Annotated in this window: 18 protein-coding genes, 1 pseudogene and 1 CRISPR repeat array; of the genes and pseudogenes, 6 read left to right on the top strand and 13 right to left on the bottom strand. The window is 34.7% G+C overall.

Translation table 11 applies throughout. The annotated features are described in order from the left end of the window. The first annotated feature begins 73 nt into the window (after positions 1-73). Both HS129_16610 and HS129_16605 read left to right on the top strand, forming a co-directional pair. Positions 74-700, top strand: coding sequence for a lysoplasmalogenase (locus HS129_16610; protein ID MBE7413658.1), 627 nt, complete (start codon positions 74-76; stop codon positions 698-700). Between the two features lie 61 nt (positions 701-761). Then, positions 762-1,502: a ferritin family protein gene (locus tag HS129_16605; protein ID MBE7413657.1), complete on the top strand. Its 741-nt coding sequence runs from the start codon at positions 762-764 to the stop codon at positions 1,500-1,502. 17 nt (positions 1,503-1,519) lie between these two features. On the opposite strand, the gene HS129_16600 is transcribed toward HS129_16605, so the two are convergent. After that, positions 1,520-2,743, bottom strand: coding sequence for a saccharopine dehydrogenase family protein (locus tag HS129_16600; protein ID MBE7413656.1), 1,224 nt, complete (start codon positions 2,741-2,743; stop codon positions 1,520-1,522). Between the two features lie 174 nt (positions 2,744-2,917). On the opposite strand from HS129_16600, the gene HS129_16595 reads away from it, so the two are divergent. Continuing rightward, the gene (locus tag HS129_16595) at positions 2,918-3,481 is read left to right on the top strand and encodes a Uma2 family endonuclease (protein MBE7413655.1); all 564 of its coding nucleotides are present in this window, start codon (positions 2,918-2,920) and stop codon (positions 3,479-3,481) included. Positions 3,482-3,562: 81 nt separating this feature from the next. Continuing rightward, a complete protein-coding gene (locus HS129_16590) occupies positions 3,563-5,386 on the top strand; it encodes a hypothetical protein (GenBank protein MBE7413654.1) in 1,824 nt (607 codons plus the stop codon). A gap of 307 nt (positions 5,387-5,693) precedes the next feature. Here the strand turns inward: HS129_16590 and HS129_16585 are convergent, their stop codons facing one another. The 8 genes and pseudogenes from HS129_16585 to cas6 all read right to left on the bottom strand — a co-directional run bounded on the left by HS129_16585 (position 5,694) and on the right by cas6 (position 14,172). Further along, positions 5,694-5,882, bottom strand: coding sequence for a hypothetical protein (locus HS129_16585; protein ID MBE7413653.1), 189 nt, complete (start codon positions 5,880-5,882; stop codon positions 5,694-5,696). Positions 5,883-5,941: 59 nt separating this feature from the next. Then, positions 5,942-6,198: direct repeats of the CRISPR family, unit length 37 nt; unit sequence TGTGCTCAACGCCCGAAGGCATCTAAGATTATTTTAC. A gap of 158 nt (positions 6,199-6,356) precedes the next feature. Next, positions 6,357-6,641 carry a CRISPR-associated endonuclease Cas2 gene (cas2, locus tag HS129_16580; GenBank protein ID MBE7413652.1) on the bottom strand — a complete coding sequence of 95 codons (285 nt, stop codon included), beginning with the start codon at positions 6,639-6,641 and terminating at the stop codon, positions 6,357-6,359. Continuing rightward, positions 6,641-8,260, bottom strand: a pseudogene (cas1, locus tag HS129_16575) (type I-MYXAN CRISPR-associated endonuclease Cas1). The gene cas2 and the pseudogene cas1 overlap by 1 nt, the downstream one beginning before the upstream one ends. A gap of 100 nt (positions 8,261-8,360) precedes the next feature. After that, entirely contained in the window at positions 8,361-9,002 is a 642-nt protein-coding gene (cas5, locus tag HS129_16570) for a type I-MYXAN CRISPR-associated protein Cas5/Cmx5/DevS (protein ID MBE7413651.1), read from the bottom strand. 2 nt (positions 9,003-9,004) lie between these two features. Continuing rightward, positions 9,005-9,898, bottom strand: coding sequence for a type I-B CRISPR-associated protein Cas7/Cst2/DevR (cas7i, locus tag HS129_16565; GenBank protein MBE7413650.1), 894 nt, complete (start codon positions 9,896-9,898; stop codon positions 9,005-9,007). Beyond that, complete coding sequence (cas8a1, locus tag HS129_16560; protein ID MBE7413649.1) at positions 9,891-11,492, bottom strand: type I-MYXAN CRISPR-associated Cas8a1/Cmx1; 1,602 nt, start codon at positions 11,490-11,492, stop codon at positions 9,891-9,893. The genes cas7i and cas8a1 overlap by 8 nt, the downstream gene beginning before the upstream one ends. Then, positions 11,480-13,768 carry a CRISPR-associated helicase Cas3' gene (gene cas3, locus HS129_16555; GenBank protein MBE7413648.1) on the bottom strand — a complete coding sequence of 763 codons (2,289 nt, stop codon included), beginning with the start codon at positions 13,766-13,768 and terminating at the stop codon, positions 11,480-11,482. The genes cas8a1 and cas3 overlap by 13 nt, the downstream gene beginning before the upstream one ends. Then, the gene (gene cas6 / locus HS129_16550; protein ID MBE7413647.1) at positions 13,768-14,172 is read right to left on the bottom strand and encodes a type I-MYXAN CRISPR-associated protein Cas6/Cmx6; all 405 of its coding nucleotides are present in this window, start codon (positions 14,170-14,172) and stop codon (positions 13,768-13,770) included. The genes cas3 and cas6 overlap by 1 nt, the downstream gene beginning before the upstream one ends. A gap of 105 nt (positions 14,173-14,277) precedes the next feature. Here cas6 and HS129_16545 point away from each other — a divergent pair, with 105 nt between their 5' ends. Further along, positions 14,278-14,610 carry a transposase gene (locus HS129_16545; GenBank protein ID MBE7413646.1) on the top strand — a complete coding sequence of 111 codons (333 nt, stop codon included), beginning with the start codon at positions 14,278-14,280 and terminating at the stop codon, positions 14,608-14,610. Further along, on the top strand, positions 14,541-15,404 hold the full coding sequence (locus HS129_16540; GenBank protein ID MBE7413645.1) for an IS3 family transposase: 864 nt from the start codon (positions 14,541-14,543) through the stop codon (positions 15,402-15,404). Before HS129_16545 ends, HS129_16540 begins: the two co-directional genes overlap by 70 nt. A 553-nt stretch (positions 15,405-15,957) precedes the next feature. Here HS129_16540 and HS129_16535 read toward each other — a convergent pair. The 4 genes from HS129_16535 to HS129_16520 are packed head-to-tail and all read right to left on the bottom strand — an operon-like array spanning position 15,958 to position 17,076. Then, the gene (locus HS129_16535; protein MBE7413644.1) at positions 15,958-16,191 is read right to left on the bottom strand and encodes a hypothetical protein; all 234 of its coding nucleotides are present in this window, start codon (positions 16,189-16,191) and stop codon (positions 15,958-15,960) included. Next, complete coding sequence (locus HS129_16530; protein ID MBE7413643.1) at positions 16,188-16,385, bottom strand: winged helix DNA-binding protein; 198 nt, start codon at positions 16,383-16,385, stop codon at positions 16,188-16,190. Before HS129_16530 ends, HS129_16535 begins: the two co-directional genes overlap by 4 nt. Next, on the bottom strand, positions 16,386-16,919 hold the full coding sequence (locus HS129_16525; GenBank protein MBE7413642.1) for a host-nuclease inhibitor Gam family protein: 534 nt from the start codon (positions 16,917-16,919) through the stop codon (positions 16,386-16,388). Then, positions 16,891-17,076 (bottom strand): hypothetical protein, encoded by a 186-nt coding sequence (locus tag HS129_16520; protein MBE7413641.1) that lies wholly within the window; start codon positions 17,074-17,076, stop codon positions 16,891-16,893. The genes HS129_16525 and HS129_16520 overlap by 29 nt, the downstream gene beginning before the upstream one ends. Positions 17,077-17,251: the final 175 nt, after the last annotated feature.

The raw sequence follows: 17,251 nt of genomic DNA, 5'->3' as shown, positions 1-17,251 counted from the left end.
ATTCGTAAATGTAGAATAAAACTTGCCTAAGGTTTTATACAATAATAAATCTATTTTTAGGAGAAAAGATTTTATGCTCAACAACTTTATTTTACTCGGGATTTTACATTTAGTAGTTTCATTTTACTTTCCGGAAAGCCAAATTGGCTCTTTGGCAACCAAAGGGCTTCCCATTTTACTTTTAATTTTGTATCTATCAAAGAAAATAGGGATTCATTCTCATTTAAAAAAGTTTATTTTTTTTGGTCTATTTTTTTCTTTAATCGGAGACTATCTATTGATTTTCCCTGAATATTTTGTTTTTGGGCTTGGGTCATTTCTATTCGGTCATATTTTTTATATTATTGGATTTTCAAAAGGAGCGAGTGTTTCCGTAATCAAATCTATTCCGATTTTTTTAGTTGGAGGAGGCTTATTTTATATAATGTACCCTGGTCTCGGGGCTATGAAAATCCCTGTCTTATTTTATATAATCACAATCAGCACTATGGTATGGAGGGCATTTTCTAGAAGTAACGTAAATAGAAACTCATACCTTGCAGGAGTGTTTGGGGCTTGTATATTTTTTATTTCAGACTCTTTAATAGGAATTGATAAGTTCTATAGTCACATTTTTTCTACATCAGTTCAGAAATTTTTGGTAATGACTACGTATTATATCGGTCAATTTTTAATATATAAAGCAGCAGAAAAAGAATGAAATTCTTCTTTTTTAGTTGCAGAAATATTTTAATAAGAATAGAATCGGTTAGGAGAAAAATATGTCGTTATTGAAAAATACATCTTTCTTAGATGCAGTGGCAGCGGCCATCCAACACGAAAAGGATTGCTTTGATTTTTATCTTAGAATGAATGAAGAGATTTCAGACCCTTTGGTTAAGGAGCTATTTCAAGAGCTTGCAGAAGACGTGGAGAACCACCTTATTTTGATAGAAGAAATTTACCAAGACGCACTGGGTGGGAAAAAACTCCCCAACCTAAAACAACTTGCTGCAATCCATAAATTTCATTCTACAACCATCCAAAAATTTATGAGGAAATTGGACAGAAATACAAAGGTTGATGTAAAGGGAGATGCGTTAGACGCTATCCAAGTGGCTCTTCGAGAAGGAGAAGATGCAAGAGATTTTTATGCAAAGATGAGAAATAAATTTAGTGACCCGAATGTGAGGTTGTTATTTCAAAGGTTGTCGTATTTTAATGAAGAGAATAGAGCACTTTTGCAGTTTCATTATATTTTTTTGAAAGAAAGGTTAAATTTTGAAGAAGATTTTTTTTGGAATGATTTAGACTTAATCGATGAAGCAAATGAAAGCGGTAGAACTCCTCTTGTGATTAGGATGTCTTCTGAATCAATTCAAAAAAAAGGAAACCCTATCTTGAAAAAAAGGAATGCTCCGGTAAAAAAGAAAACCAAACTTTCGGCTAAGTCAAAAACAAAACCAAAGACAAAGCCAACCAAGTCGAAAACCCAGTCCAAAAAGAAGCTAAAGAAAAAATAGAATTTTTCTGTTCAGTACTATTTTGGAGTTCTGTCTTCTATAACGGTAGGAAGTCCGATTTTATTTAATATTTCAATTAAAGGATCCGGGTCTAACTCTTCTACGTTCACCATAGTCTTAGGATTCCATATTCCTTTGGCTACAAGTATTGCAGCAGCAACTGGGGGAACTCCTGCGGTATAAGAAATCGCTTGAGATTCAACTTCTTTGTAACACAAAGCGTGGTCACAAGAGTTATAAATAAAAATTTCTTTATGCTTACCGTCTTTTGTGCCTTTTACAAGATCTCCGATACAAGTGTATCCTGTATAAGTAGGTGCAAGTGACCCCGGGTCAGGTAAAACTGCTTTTAAAACTTTTAGTGGAATTACTTCTAATCCTTCCGCGGTCTTTACGGGCTTTTCAGAAAGCATCCCGATATTTTTTAAGACACTGAATACGTTTAGGTAGTGGTCGCCAAAACCCATCCAAAACCGAATACTGTTTGCATCTATATTTTTTGACAGTGAATGTAGCTCATCGTGGCCTGTGAGATAAATCGGTTGCTTCCCTACTACAGGAAAATCATAAATCCATTTTTCGGAGTGCATCTGTTTTTCTACCCATTTTCGATCAATCCAAGTCCAGACCTTGCTAAATTCTCTAAAATTAATTTCCGGATCAAAATTTGTTGCAAAATATTTTCCGTGGCTTCCTGCGTTTACATCTAAAATATCTATTGTATCAATTTTGTCGAAGTGGTGCTTTACAGCAAGAGCTGCCCAAGCGTTTACAACACCGGGGTCAAATCCTATTCCGAGTATTGCATTAATTCCTTTTTCTGTGCAGCGATCTTTTCTTTTCCATTCGTAGTTTGCATACCAAGGAGGGTCTTCACAAACTTTATCGGGGTCTTCGTGGATGGCAGTGTCCATGTAGGTAACTTTTGCTTCGAGGCAGGCTTCCAGAACAGACATATTAATATACGCTGTGCCAAGGTTTAATACTATTTCTGAGTTTGTATCTTTTATTAGTTGTACGGTAGCGTTAACATCGAAAGCGTCGATTTGCCTTGCGTAAATTTTTTTAGAATTGTCTTTCATATTTCCTTTTCTTTTCACGCTTTCGATAATTTTCTCGCACTTGTCGAGCTTTCTTGAAGCGATACATATATCGCCTAACGTATCGTTATTTTGAGCGCATTTGTGTGCAGCAACGTGGGCAACCCCTCCCGCACCAATAATTAACACATTTTTCTTCAACTTGGAATCTCCTTCGATAGACTTATTTACTATTTAATGCTTTTTTGTAAATCAATATTCAAAAATCAATTTGTATTGAAAATAGAACTCACTAAAAAAGATTGATATGAAAATTGAATTTTTTACTATGAAAAATCGATTGACACACTTGAAAAAGATTTATAAAAATGGCTTATGGTACAAGCCTTATTAGAAAATCCTGAAATTCGTAAATTAGTTACTCCTTTTACAGTAGAAAAATACCACTTAATGTATGAGCAAGGCTTGATCTCGGAAAAAACAGAATTATTGGAAGGAGTGGTAATTGAAAAAATGCCAAAAAATCCTATTCATACTGCAACTTTAAATAAAATATTTTATTTTTTCATTTCTAAGATTTTACCTCCTTATTCAGTCCGAAAGGAAGACCCGATTTCTTTTGATATTTCAGAACCTGAGCCGGATATTTCTATCGTAGATTATAGAGAAGATTCCTATTCCTTGTTTCACCCAAGCTTTGCACACCTTGTGGTTGAAGTCGCAAACACTTCACTCGAACTCGACAGACAAAAATCTTTTATATATTCCAAAGGAAAAATCCCTGAATACTGGATCATTAACTTAAACGAAAATACTGTTGAGGTTTACACAAACCCTACAGAAGATGGGTATCAAAATAAATTAATTCGTCAAAAAAATGAAGAAATAACTCCTACGTTTTCTAAATCCATACAATTTCAATTAATAAATTTTCTGTAGTTTCATCATAAAAAAACAGAAAAAACTAGTTTACAAAATATTTTAACCAAAGTAAAATCAGTGTTGTAAAAGGTTTGAATAATGAAAAAGAGCTTAACCGTATTTATATTATTTTGTAGCTTAGCCAATTGCAATAGAAAATTAGATAATTTTTTATCACCGGAAGATCCTTCTTTTAGAACGATGCAATTTTTGTATTGCCTTACCGGTTTAGATAGTGTATTTTGTCCAAAAATTCCTGTGAGTGGGATTTTGCACGGGGTGACTTCTAATTCACCTATTGTGGGTGCGAAGATAATTTTTTCAGACGGGGTTTTAAGAACTACAGAAACAAACACAGACTTATCGGGTGGATTTCGCACTACTTCCTCATTTATAAAATTCAATGTAAGTGTATTATCCCATAAAGATGTAAAGATAGGCTCTTTTGGTGTAGAGATACAAGGAGACTATTCTATTTCGATTTCAAATGTATCTTCAGGTCTAAGTGTCTCTTTCCAAAAAAATTCAACAACTACGTATCTAAATATAGGCGTAGAAGAAAAAACATTTTATTCATTTATGGGATCTAGTTCGAACGATATTCTTTATTCGGTAATTCAGGCAAAAGATGGAGGATATTTGCTCGCCGGAGAGGCAGGAGGATTGTTATCCAATCTTAGTTCATCTCCGATTATTAATTTTGCAGGAGGAGCTTTAGATTGCTTAATCGTAAAGTTAAATTCTTCAGGTACTGTAGAATGGCATACATTTCTCGGTGGAACAGGCATAGACTCTTGCAATGGGATAATTCAGACAAGAGATGAAGGATTTATTGCTTTCGGGTATGCAAATTCAATTACTTCCATTAGTGGGAAAACTCCTCTTAAGCCATTTTTAGGTGCAGGGAAAAATGGAGCTATTTACAAATTATCAAAGAGTGGATCTTTAGAATGGTTTAGTTTCTTGGGTGATGTTGGGCCAACGAATGTAGACATTAAAAATGTGGTACAAGATAGTTCGGGCTATGTAATCGGTGGAGTTGCCGACACTACGATTACAACGTATCCGGGTATTACAACAATTGTATCTTATACTTCAGTTAGTGATGCTTTTCTATTAAAAATAAAAGAAAACGGAGATGGGGAGTGGGTAACTTATTCTGGTGGTTCAAGTACGGATACGATGGCTACACTGAAATCAACAAGCGATGGGGGATTTGTTACGACAGGTTCTGCCGGTTTAAGTTTTTCAATTGGTGGGGTTAGTGCAAAAAATCCATTTGGTGGTGGAGGTGATATATTTGTTGCCAAATATAATTCATCGGGGATTTTACAATGGTTTACATTTCTGGGTGGGACAGGTGCAGACTCAGGGAATTCAATTGCTTTAACCCAAGATAATGGATTTATAATTGCAGGCAATTCTGGTGCAGCAATTTCTTCACTTGCAGGTTTAACACCTATTCGGTCCCATAGCGGTAGTAGTGGAAATTGTGTAGCTATTAAATTGAGTAGCGATGGTAACCCGGAATGGTTTACTTTTTCGTCGGCTCCAAGTATTATTAATACTTGTACTTCGGTAGAGCAACTGCCAGATAGAAGTTATATTTTTTCAGGAACCTCAGGTGGAAATTTTTCGTCTTTGGATGGGGTTTTGCCCGATGTTTTGATTACGGGTGGCGGATCGTCAGATAGCTTTGTTATGAAAATGAATGAAAGAGGAGTTGTACAATGGTACAGCGTAATAGGTAGCGCTGGAGCTGATACAGGAAATTCTATATTGAATACTGCAGATGGGGGGCATTTTTTAGTTGGACAAATAAGTGGAAATATTTCTTCAATAGGGTCAAAAACACCTTTGTTTCCTTACTCTTCATTTTCTGATGGTCTATTCTATAAGATTCGTGCAGATGGAAAGTTTTAATTAGATATATAAGCGCCTACTATATACATGAAACTTAAATAGGAAAAGACCAGTTTTCCGACTTCATCAGAAATCTATTGCACCATAAAAAAAGGACATATCTTATTCGTGATTTTGTGTGCTCAACGCCCGAAGGCATCTAAGATTATTTTACCCCCATTCACGTTTATAATACTTCGCACCGGTCATCTGCTGACCCTTGCGACATTTGAGGAATTCGGAGATTATTTGTCTTGGATTAAAGTCCATCGAAAGATGGACGAATTTGGTATTCTAGAGAAATGTCAAGGAAAAATATTTTTTGAAATTATTCAATTGGAATCATTTCGATTCCCTCGCCTTTCCTTGGATCACAAATTTTTGGATGTTTTCTTAAATTTTCCAACTCTTCCAATTCTTCAGCGTGACATCTCACCCAATTTTCCATAATCCTTCTGTCAATTTCCTCACTTGAAATCGCTGGTTTCCTTTCTGATTTTGGTATCGTCGTTTCCATATTAACCTTCCTAATAACTCAATTATGCCTCATTTAGGCTTTAATGTCAAATACTTTTTTGTGCTCAACGCCCGAAGGCATCTAAGATTATTTTACGTCTTAACGCAGTATTCGCTCTATTTAAATCAGAGTGTGCTCAACGCCCGAAGGCATCTAAGATTATTTTACCGTCAATAATATCGTTATATTTTGAATTAGTAATTTCTTGTGCTCAACGCCCGAAGGCATCTAAGATTATTTTACATTCTAATGAATTCGTTGATAATTGCTGTATAAGAAGTGCTCAACGCCCGAAGGCATCTAAGATTATTTTACCCCTACTGTAGAATATAGTTTATTTTGAACGGGATAAGCTGTATAGCAAAATTTGCCATTTGAATCAAGTATCCTGAATATTACTCTATTGAATGCTTTTTTAATCAAATTTTAAGCCTCCAAAATTGATTATGTCTCTAACATTGAGAGATACTTGATTTAGAAAATTCTAAACGTTAAATCCTTGTCAAATTGAAATAATTTAGGATTTTGATTTTGAATTCTTTCTGCACATGAATTGCAAAATCTAAAATAAAAAATACTATCTATTTCTTCAATTTTTTTTGTAAGCTCCCATTTTATTTTTTCAATATCTCTGTCGTTTACATAAACTTTAAATACACTTTCTTGAATTCTTGTCCCATAACCTTCTAAAAACTTAGCCACTTTTCTAAGTCTTTTTGGGTTTGATATGTCGTAGGAAATAATCCATAGGTTTTTCATTATCTAAGCCTTGCTCTTGCAAATAATCCTGCTGAGTCTGACCATTCTTTTTCTAAGAATCTAGTTTCTAATTCTATCATTCTATAATAACTAAGAGAGTAATTCGTGACTGGATGCTTCCATGAATCATTAAGCCTCTCTTCATAAATTTTTATCGCTTTTTTTCTTCCCTCTAAACTTAGCCAGACTTTTTCTTTAGTTACTTCAAAGTCTTCTTGAATATTCCAAAATTGCCTATTTACACTTCCTATTAATGGGATATCACATAACGCAGTTCGAAATAACTCCATTAAGTCTAAAACTAAAGGGTCACCAGAACTTCTGGGAGTATGAAAAAAACCAAGTGATGGTTCTAAGCCAACTATTACAATTGCTTGAAAAACAGATTTGTAAAGTAAGGCATATAAAAAGCTTTGTATCGCGTTGTATCTATCTTTAGGGGGTCTTTTAGTTCTTCCATTTGGAATCATTTCAGAGGGTACTGTAGGGATTAGTATTGAGGGGATGATGTTATGGTAAAATTTTGCTATTATTCCTTCTAACCCTCTAAGAGAGTCTGGATTTTCTGCAGAGCTTATCTTAGAAAGATTTTCTCTTATTTTCTCAAGAGTCTCACTTTGTTGTATAGTTCTGTCATTTTTTCTTGTTGCACGTAGTAAATATCAAAATTGACTTTCGCATTTTGAAAGAATTAATTTTTTTGCTAAATAAAATTTAATTTTTTCATCACTTAGCGATTCGTATTGCCTAAGTTTTCTTTGAATATTTTTTGAATTTGAATTGATGCTTCCTATGTAATTGCCTCCCCCTGAAAACCAATGAATTGGAATATTATTGTATGCTAGAAATGAAATTAGTTGACTGGAAATTTGTACATTCCCATGAATTATGAGTGAGTCCATTTCATTTGTTGGAATTTTTTCTGTTTTAGGTTCTGGATCGTACATCTCGATTGTTATCGTTTCCCCTGATTTATGTATACTAGTTTTATATCCCGTTATATGGATGGTTTGTTGTTCTCTTCCGGGAGGAAAAAGTCTAATTGGCTCATAGTTTTCATCATTAAGCACTCGATTTTCTTCAGGAAGGCAAACAGGAGCAAGCGAGCATCTGATACAAAGGTTTTGATTTAGACTTACAGGGGGTCTTTTTTTTTGAGAGAATAGACTTTTTGCTTTTAAGATATATTCGTGTGTTTTTTCTTTTAACTCGTCTGTTATTTGAATTTTTACTAATACATTATTTTTTAAATATTTGATTCTTCCCTCTGAAATCTTCCGGCCTGTGGACTCTTCTATTAATAAAGAATAACCAATAATCTGAAATATATCAGGCTCCCACGCCTCAAAATTTTTTCCTGTAGTTTTAGACCTACCCTTTTTGTATTCATAAGGAATCCATTCTCCATCTCTTTTTTGTAGTCTATCTACTTTACCGGTTAGAGATAATATCTCGCTAGTATATTCAAATGTTTCAATTCTATGAATATCATTGTTGTCGATTTTTATTTCTTCATGGATTCTTCTCCCTTCAAATATTCTTTCGTCAGCAAGCAAAATTTTTTCTACCTCTTCTAAATAAAAAAGTCTTTCACAATAAGCGATTGAATGTAAACCCATTACACGAATTATAGGTAGAAAATTATCATTCATTTTAGAACCTCCAATTGTATTTCAAGAATATGGCTCGGTATATCTAACCCATGGTGCCCACAATGCGTTAGGGGGTGATCATAATAAAACTATCATCTGTAATATCCTCAAAGGTTCTTTCTTTATCCAAATTAAATTGCATCCAACGTGTATTGAATGAACCGACATGATCCACCCAAATAGGAAGACTTATTTGGCCTTGTTCCACTGGATTGAGCAATTGAAATTCCCGTTTGTCCGTATCTTTAATAAAACGAATTTCATCTACTAAATGTGTACTTTCTCCAAGACAAAGAGAACCAAATCGGGAAATTGTTTTCGGATTTCGAATTGCACTATCTATTTTTTCTTTTAAAGAAATTTCCGATTGTTCGTTTCCTTTTTTTAGCCAAACTAATAGCTCTGTTCTTGTTAATAATTCTTGAAAATCTGGTGTAGCATTATTTCCAATACCCGGGCCTGCTTTTACAGTTTTCACTCTCCACATCTTTCTTAGAACTGTTGACCGTTCTGGTTCTGACAAGAGTGCAATAGCTATCTTAGCCCCTTTGTAAACATCCCTATTTTTTTCACCAATCATAGAGAGTAACATCCCGTAAACTGTGGAAGGAGCAGGAACTGGCAAGGACTCTGCATAAGTCCTTGCGTAAGGTGCACGAAAACAAGCTATGGGAACCGAAACAAATAAACATATTGAGTCAGGTTCCATCGTTAGCCCTTTATCTTTAAATCATTTTTTATGCGAGATTCAATTTCAGCAAAACCTTGCTTCACTCCAGAAAATAAAGAAACGTTTTTGTCTTTTAATTTTGTAACCTCTGGGTGATTTATTATTGACCCAGCGATTACCAAAGTTTCAGGTTCAATATCTCCCGAATTTACTTTTTCAATAATGGAAGGAATTGAAATTTCATTTTCCTTTTCTTCAAATGAATATAAAATCCGTGGAGCAAAATCATCCGTCCAACGAAGAACTATAGATTCAGGAGAAAAATCAAAAAGGAATCTACTTTGATTACCTGCTACTTGGTTAATATTTAGAATCCCATTTAGTATCTGCAAGACTCTAGAACTATCAGATAAAAATTCAGGCGTAACTGAAAAACCATATTGATAACGTGTAGCATGAACTTCTGTCCCGTACAAACTTGTATTTGATTTTGTTCCGCTCTTTGCATTGAATGTAATATCCCCTGCAAAAGGAGTGGTTGATAAAGCTCTAGTAAATTCAAGAATACCTTTACGAATTGTTGCAGTTCCTTTTTCTCCTTCTTGTTTACCAGCTTCAGCTTGCATAAATCCAAGTGCATCATCATCTAAAAATTTTTTTGCTCCTTTCTGTGGCTTATCAGACCAAGCTGACCATTTTGTATCAGCGAAATTGATTTCACTCTTATTCGGATCCCATGTTCGGTTCGTTTCCTCACCATTTTTTTGCCAAAGATAGCGGATCGCCCATCTGATTGATTCTGCCGATACAGTTGTATGCGTTTCTCCTTTCCAGAGAAGTTTTTGCAGAGTAGTAATGTTGCCCTCTGTTTCTCCTCTATTGTTTGCCGCTGTTCCGTAATGGGTTAGTACTTGACCAAATAAATGTTTACTCATTGTTATCTCCTTCTTCTGTTATTTTTGTAATACTATTTAATGCTTCGTCTTCATTTTTATTTTCTGCTTTATAGCTCACTAATGCAAGCAGTGCTAAATCTCTTCCTTTTTTCCAATTTTCATTTTCAAAGAATACCATTACTTTATTCCAATTATCTCTTAATTCAGGAATATTGCCTGCCCTTGACCAAAAATCAGTAATTGTTTCTCTAAAAGATTCTAAATTTTTACTTTTAACTAAAGCAACTCTTAGGCGTTCAAAATCTCTTGCTACTAAGTTTCCAAAACTACCTCCACCACTTTTTTTCGTATCACCGCCTAACTTACCCAAACGCCTTTTCCATGCAGTATGGCAAGCTTCGACAAAGATTCTTTCTGCCTCATGATCAAATTCAATTTTTTTAATCATCTCATTCAACTCCTTTGTTTCGTATTTTATTTTATAAAAAAGATTCCCTGATTTATCTTTCGATGGTTTTACTAATTTGTGAAAATTGTAGTAAAATTCTTTACCGTTGATTATATTTTCACAGAATAATTCTTTGGACATTGGCACTGAAATATAAGTACTTTTAGGTTTTTTAATTTTTCCTTGTTTGTCTTTCTCTTCTTTTAGTTCTCTAATAGTTGATTTTAAAACCTTGGAAATGAAAGCGTATTGATTTAATTTGTCTTCTTTATCTAATTTAATTTTATGAACAAAGTTTTTACTTTTTTGCGTGGAGTTCCATTTTGTATCGCCAATTCCTATCACAGTTATCATGGGAAATTTTTTTAGTTTAGATTTTAATATGTGAGCATATTCGTTTGATAAATAGAGAGCAGATTCAGAAAGTCCAGCCATTGTAAGTTTTAATTCAGTGGATAATGCAACTTTACTACGAATTTGGGAGAAAATTTCTAAATTGTCAATTTGTGGAATTACTATACAAGCTCTAATTTTTGATTTTAAATGAGGATCAAAAATTTTAACGTAAACATATACACAACCTATAATCGCATAAAGCAAAGGAAAAAGAGTTTCAATTCTTTCCGATAAAACTGTATTATTCCCTAAGCCAGCATGCTTAACAGAGCCACCGATATAAAGCCAGTTCTTTATTTCAATTTCATTTTCAAAAATTTTCTTCTTGGAATTATACAGAAATGAAGCCGCAAGTTGACTGCTATAGGATATTACACCTTGAAAATTAAGAACTATTGGTCTTTGGTCTTCGCCTGCAAAGTTTTTCTGAATTGCTTTTTTAGTGTTTGAACTGAAAAGAGTTGGTTGGAGAAAACTAGAAAGAAGATTTCGTTGATTAATCAATTTATTCTCAATCGGCTGCTTACCGCCCAATTCCAAAGCGGGAAAATAAAAGAAACCAGTTTTATCAATTTGAAAAGAATATTTGATTAATTCCTCTAGTGCTTTGCCTAATTTCCTATCATCAAAGTTGAGGATAACGCTTGTTTCATTCAAAGTGAATTCTAATCCAGAAATCTTTTTCTTTTTCTGTTCTAATGATTGTAGAGTCATATACAATCCACCTAAGCCAACTTTGTGTAAGTCGCTCATTCCAGGATTGGATAGGGATAATTTTAGTTCTGCCATTCTGCACCTTCTATTGAATCATATTCTATTAGTTTATTTGGAATAATAAAGGCATGCTTGTATAAATTCAAAGTATTCATATCTAGCTTATTGTTCATTGTCATTGGGATTATAAGATTCTCTAATTTTTCTTTTCTATTTGTGATAAGTTCGATGTCACTTTGGATAATGCAATTAATTGTATTACTTGCCCCGCGCAAACCTTCTGTAGCAGGAATGAAAAAGAAATTGGGCTTTGTAAAGTCGTAGTATGGGGCTAAATCTAATCCTTCCTCAGAAGAGTTTAATCCTAGAAAAGAATTTTGTAAATCATTCTGGCTAATTTCATTTATACTCACAAGTTTTTGAATCCATTTTCTTCCCAACTCTAACTCTTCTTTACTGTATGGTTTATTGATAGCTCTAATCGGATCAGCTAATTCATAAAAAAACACATCTCGACTAGCTATAGGCTTTTCAGGACTTGTCCTTCGATTTAATCTGCCAAGTCTTTGGATTAAAGAAGGAATAGGTGCAAGCTCGATAAGCAATATATCTGAGTCAATGTCTAAAGACATTTCTGCAACTTGAGTGGCAATACCAATCACCGATGGAGCCGAGTCTTTAAACGCTTCTATAAATTCCTTATGTCTATTCACCCTATCTATATATTTATATCTGCTGTGGTAAATTTTTACATTATAACCGCTTGCGTTTAACTCTCGAGAAATTGCCTGTGCTCTCCCAACTGTATTTACTACGATTAAAATTTTCTTATCATCTGCATGTAATTTAGCGTCCTCAATTAAAGATAAACTATCTCTTTTAGAATTAAACTTATACCTTTTCAATTCCATTAAATCGCGCGGCGATTCAATTTCTGTTAGAGTCGTAAATTCTCTTTTTAATAAATCCTTTCTTTCGGGTTGTAATGATGCGCTCATTAACAGAAATTTTATATTTTTGAATAGATTGATAAAACTAACCATGACTTGAAACATTTCATCATTAAAGGAATGAATTTCATCGAATACAAATATTCCTGTGGCGATAGATGGAAATGATAAAATGGATTTTCTGCCATTTTTCATCAGGGATAAAACTGTATCAATTGTACAGATTATAATTTTTGGATGGTATGTTGTAAGAGCATGAATTTTATCGGATATAACGGAATTATCCTCATCATCACCTGTATTTTGAATTCCATCTAAATCAACATCAGAACGAGAGTGAATCAACTCGGCTTCGTATCCGGCATGATTCACATAACCAAGATAACCTTCTGTTGCAGTTCGTGTTGTCGGATAACAAAAGTACAACTTATGATTTTCTGCATTACTCAGTGCCCAGAGATACGCTCCAATCGTTTTTCCAGAACCGCAACCTGCTTCTACTAAAGTTACTCGTTCTTTAGAATCAGAAATTTTTTTCTGAAATTCTCTAGGTGATAATCCATTGAGTCTTTCTTGAATAATTTTTTCTAAGTCATTTTTTTGAATGAAATTATTGAGTGATTTACCTATCCAATCTTCATACTTAATTCCCTCTGGAACGAGAGCACTTGCAATTACATCAGCACAAATAACTAAAGGCTTTAAGATTGTGGAGAAGATTAACCAATCCGAATTCTGTTTCAAAAAAGATTCCCATTCATCGCTAATCTCTTGAAATTTTTCTATATAATCAAGAATATATTTGTATTTTATATTTTTATGATTAGGCAAAAATGAAAAAAAGAAATCATTATTAGGTTTATCTTCTCCAAACAATGAATCAAAATCAGAATGATTTGTATATGCAATTAATTCTGTCGGATAACCTCCATCACCAAACATACCTAAACATGCTTTCTTTAGTTCTCTATCAAACTTCAAATGATGTGCTAAAATCCCACTATAAATTGAATTGATAAGCGGTTCAGTAAATTTAGAACCTAGAGAAGATATTCTTTTTAGAATAAAGTTTCTTAGCTTCTTTTCAGAGCGAAGAATGAGAATAATAGATAGAAATTCATGTCGAATCGGCTGTCTTTCACGTATATTATTGGTTATCATTTTCTGAAACCAGTCATTAGCTTTTCCTAAATCATGCAGAAGACAAGATAAGGGTAAAATTATATTTAGCCGCTCTTGCCAAACAACTGATTCTAAGCCAACTGAGTGTAATACATTTTTCCCGATGGACTGACTTAACTTTTTCCCAGCTAACTCAACTGCTTTAAGATGTGGAACTAAATACAATTCTTCTTTGTTCTTAATTTTTTCATCAAATCTTTTCGCCCACAATTTTTCCATCATCTAACTCCCACAAAGTGACCACAGCCCATTTTACGGCGACCACCGAGACCGACTTCTTGTAAGAGGATAGAATCATTTGGGTCAAGATTTGGGATTAACACAGGGTAACCTATAATTTCTTTGTCTTTGATACGGATAGTTTTTCGAATGGGGTAATCGGAAGAATCCTTATGAAAAAGAATAGGTTCTTGTTTGATTCCAATACTTTCAAGTTTTTGAATCAAAGCCGATTTGAATTCGTTTGGTTGTAAAAAACCTTTAATAGTAACGAGACGGCTATATAAAGTTTTGTGCGGCTTTAGCATATATACTTTTGGGATACCTAATTTAAGCTTTTCATCACCAATGAGAATTTGTTTTCCAGCTAGTTTGAGAAATAGGGGCAAATGATTATTATCCATTCGCACTCTAAGTTTACTGGATTTCTATATAAACTATTATATTAAAACTGGTCTTGCCCCCTAAAACTGGAATACAAAAAAAGGGGATAAAGGAGACTTGATAATATGATAAGAAGAAATAACTATGGCAAAGAATTTAAGGAAAAAATAGTAATGGAAATTTTGTCCGGGCAGAGTTCCGTTTCGCAAATAGCTCAAAGGGAAAAGGTAAATCCTCAAACAATCCGAAATTGGAGAAATGAGATAGATACAGGAAAGTTTGAACAAAATAATCAAACCGAATTTGCTTTAAGGAAACGAGTCGCAGAATTGGAAGGTGCACTTGCCAACCTTGCGTTAGATAATCACATTTTAAAAAAAGCCCAAAAATATCTGCAAGACTGGAAGCAAAAAGAGAAATTATCAGGAAGTATCTCGCACCAGAATTTGGAATTGTAAAAAGCTGTAAAGCTTTGGAGATCAGTATCTCTTCCTTTTATTACCAATCGGATGCAAAGATTAAAAGAAAACAGGAGGATAAGCAACTAATAGAAAAGATTGAAGCATATCTGGATTTAATGCCTCAATCAGGTTACAGGTCTGTCACTTATTTTCTGAGAAATGATATGAAAATCAATCATAAGCGAGTTTACAGGATCATGCATGAAAACCTTTTAAAATGCAGTCCGAAGAGGGCTTATCATCATGCGACCACGGATTCAAAACATAACCTGAAAAAATATCCAAATCTTCTTAAGGACAAGTCAATTAATCATGCACGAGTAATAGTTGGTGATGTTACTTTTTTTGATGTTCAGGGGAAAAATCATTATCTGGCATCACTAATGGATATGGAAAACAGAGAGGTCATCGGACGAGCTGTTTCTGATAAACTTAATAGTGAACTTGTCAGGTCTGCATTTGAGTCGGCTCTCATGAACAGAGGAAGTCTCGAAGGTTACATTCATCATACTGATTCTGATAGAAGATATTGTTCGCATGAATATATAGAACTTCTGAACAATTCCAAAATACAAATTTCAATGTGTCTTGGTAATGCATATGAAAATGCACACGCAGAATCTTTTAATAAAACTATCAAGTATCAAGAGATAAATATCTCCTGTTATGCTGATAAAATTGAAGCAGCCAAAAGTATTTTTCAATTTATTGATCGGTACAATTCAATCAGACCTCATTCAGCTTTAGGAGGACTATCTCCTCTGCAATTTAAAAATAAACAAAAAATATGATTTTTTTCTTTACAGTTTTAGGGGGGCACTTCAAACTCAAATGTGCAACTAATCCAAAACCAAATATCGGAAAATTTAGGAAAATATCTGATTTTGACAGCAATCACGCAAGATTCTTGCCAGATTATTACTATTTTTGGTTTTGGGGAGGGGGCTAAAATTTAGGTGTCTTGTTTGGTATGCTTGAGGTGTTTGAGTTCTTTTCGGGTTTTCAAGCCCAACGCAAGGCTTGATTTCTTTTTTTCAGGAAGACTTTACATATTGTTATTGAATGGACGGACCTGTCCATATATTCTGGATCATCCAGTCTATTTCGCAAAAGCAGTTTTCTATTTGCATCCATCCTATACCTTCTCGAACCAGTAACTTGCGCGGCATCGGCGGTTAGTGGATATGTGAATCGGTTTCCATTATTTCCAGAGTTTCCTCAAAAACCAAACACATGCGATGATTCCAACAAAATCCACACAGAGAACAAAAAAACTAAATCCGAGTTGAACGATCATCAGAGAAAGATTTTGCCAGTATAGATATTCCATTGTGCTCATAATCTCTACTTTACGATTTTTGTATCAGAGATGAGAAGAGATTTTCGGATATGGGTTTCGATGTTACCAACGCTGGCAGTTCCGTAGATTGATTGAACTACATCGCAAAGATCATCGAATTCTAAGTCCTCGAAAGTCATTTTGACAGTTAGTTTTCTTGCAGTGATTCCTATTTCCTTATTCTCTCCTGTTGTTTCGGAAAACGCAATACCCTTCTTTCCGATAAAAAATCCTTTCATTTTTCGATTAGCTTGTAGCGACGGGATTTGGTTTTTCCCGTCGAACAAAGAACTCCGTTCACAGTAAGTTTGCGTAAGTTGTAAGAAGCTGATCTTGGACGAATCGAAAGCATTCTTGAGATTTCGCCGACAGAGCGGTCTCTTTCGGGTCGTCTCATGAAAGATTTCAGAATTTTCAAGCTCAGATCCTCCATCTACACCGGTTTTGCAATGTCCGTTTTTTCGAGTTCCAGACGGAGCTTGTAGTTGATGTTCGTATTGTAGAATCTTGTGGCTCCGATTTTTGCAAGCTCCGAGTCTGTCCAGTTTTTCAAAGTGTTCTTCTGGACTTTCTTTTCGATCTTGATTGCTTCGTCCGCCCTGTCAGGGAAATTTTTCTCGATGAGTTCGATTGTGTAAGGAGGAAGCTCTTTAGATTTCTCGTCCCGGACTTCGATTTCCTGAGAATCGATTCTCTTGACTGTTGCGAATGGAAGCTCGACTGTTTTTTTGGATGCGAAAATCGTGTCCTTGTTCTGCAGAAGAAATTCCCTGACCATCTGATCGAGTTCTTCACGCTCAAAAACGAGATCGCGCTCCAGTTCGACAAATTCATTTCTTGCCATCTCGACCTTTTTGTTTTTCTCTCCGTCGATCTTTTTCAGTTCAGACTCGATTTCAACGAGGCGACTCATCCGGTTGTTTAGATCTTCCAAAGTTTCAAGCGGCCTGGTTTGGGTTTGTTTCATGGACGATCTCCTTATTCAGTTTTACTCGTGTCGCTTTCGCTACGATCTTTCGTACCCGCTTTTTGGATTTCAGCGAGATGATCTTCTTAGCCTTTTTTTTCGCGACCTTCTTCTTGCCCTTTGTCAGAGCAATTTTCTTTTTTGATTTTTTCTTCATGCGTTAGCTCCTTACCTCGTCTATGAGATTTCGTAAAGATTTGAATCTATCTATGAGGCAGGGTTTGCAGAGTCCGAACTGGTAGCGCTCTTCGATGTTTCCGCAGGTTTCGGATTCAAAATTAGGGTCTATTCTGATTCCGGTACGGAGACAGTGACGAACAACTTTTGAATGG

The organism is Leptospiraceae bacterium (genome assembly GCA_015075105.1).
Lineage (GTDB): Bacteria > Spirochaetota > Leptospiria > Leptospirales > Leptospiraceae > JABWCC01.
Note: the sequence above shows the minus strand (reverse complement) of the source record. Positions and strands in the feature narration are given on the sequence as shown.

Coding starts and splice junctions, on each gene's coding strand:
- HS129_16610 (MBE7413658.1), top strand. CDS start 74: ATGCTCAACAACTTTATTTTACTCGGGATTTTACATTTAGTAGTTTCA.
- HS129_16520 (MBE7413641.1), bottom strand. CDS start 17,076: ATGAAGAAAAAATCAAAAAAGAAAATTGCTCTGACAAAGGGCAAGAAG.
- HS129_16525 (MBE7413642.1), bottom strand. CDS start 16,919: ATGAAACAAACCCAAACCAGGCCGCTTGAAACTTTGGAAGATCTAAAC.
- cas6 (MBE7413647.1), bottom strand. CDS start 14,172: ATGGATAATAATCATTTGCCCCTATTTCTCAAACTAGCTGGAAAACAA.
- cas5 (MBE7413651.1), bottom strand. CDS start 9,002: ATGGAACCTGACTCAATATGTTTATTTGTTTCGGTTCCCATAGCTTGT.
- HS129_16535 (MBE7413644.1), bottom strand. CDS start 16,191: ATGAAAGGATTTTTTATCGGAAAGAAGGGTATTGCGTTTTCCGAAACA.
- HS129_16590 (MBE7413654.1), top strand. CDS start 3,563: ATGAAAAAGAGCTTAACCGTATTTATATTATTTTGTAGCTTAGCCAAT.
- HS129_16605 (MBE7413657.1), top strand. CDS start 762: ATGTCGTTATTGAAAAATACATCTTTCTTAGATGCAGTGGCAGCGGCC.
- cas2 (MBE7413652.1), bottom strand. CDS start 6,641: ATGAAAAACCTATGGATTATTTCCTACGACATATCAAACCCAAAAAGA.
- HS129_16595 (MBE7413655.1), top strand. CDS start 2,918: ATGGTACAAGCCTTATTAGAAAATCCTGAAATTCGTAAATTAGTTACT.
- cas8a1 (MBE7413649.1), bottom strand. CDS start 11,492: ATGGCAGAACTAAAATTATCCCTATCCAATCCTGGAATGAGCGACTTA.
- HS129_16585 (MBE7413653.1), bottom strand. CDS start 5,882: ATGGAAACGACGATACCAAAATCAGAAAGGAAACCAGCGATTTCAAGT.
- cas3 (MBE7413648.1), bottom strand. CDS start 13,768: ATGGAAAAATTGTGGGCGAAAAGATTTGATGAAAAAATTAAGAACAAA.
- HS129_16545 (MBE7413646.1), top strand. CDS start 14,278: ATGATAAGAAGAAATAACTATGGCAAAGAATTTAAGGAAAAAATAGTA.
- HS129_16530 (MBE7413643.1), bottom strand. CDS start 16,385: ATGGAGGATCTGAGCTTGAAAATTCTGAAATCTTTCATGAGACGACCC.
- cas7i (MBE7413650.1), bottom strand. CDS start 9,898: ATGAGTAAACATTTATTTGGTCAAGTACTAACCCATTACGGAACAGCG.